Source organism: Bradyrhizobium sp. NBAIM18 (genome assembly GCF_020193825.1).
GTDB classification, from domain to species: domain Bacteria; phylum Pseudomonadota; class Alphaproteobacteria; order Rhizobiales; family Xanthobacteraceae; genus Bradyrhizobium; species Bradyrhizobium yuanmingense.
Map to the genome: position 1 here is coordinate 1 of NZ_JADYVO010000091.1, position 248 is coordinate 248.

A 248-nucleotide genomic window follows, 5' to 3' on the forward strand; every position below is an offset into this window, starting at 1 on the left:
CCGAAGCCAGTGGATCATGCGCGTTGTCCTTGCCGGCGCGATTGCCCGGCATGGACTTCACTTCGGCCGTCTCCGTGGCCGCCTTTGCCGACCCTCGCTCCGACGCGTGCGAGTTGCTGTCGTCCAGACCGCCTGGTTCGGCCGCTTTTGCTGGCCCTGACCAATCGTCCGAAGCCAGTGGATCATGCGCGTTGTCCTTGCCGGCGCGATTGCCCGGCATGGACTTCACTTCGGCCGTCTCCGTGGCC

The 248-nt window shown here is 66.1% G+C and carries 1 protein-coding gene; it reads right to left on the minus strand.

What is annotated here, in order from left to right:
• The coding region (locus tag I6F17_RS37545) for a hypothetical protein (protein WP_225132501.1) at positions 1 to 229 on the minus strand (229 nt) is incomplete at its 3' end.
• Positions 230 to 248: the final 19 nt, after the last annotated feature.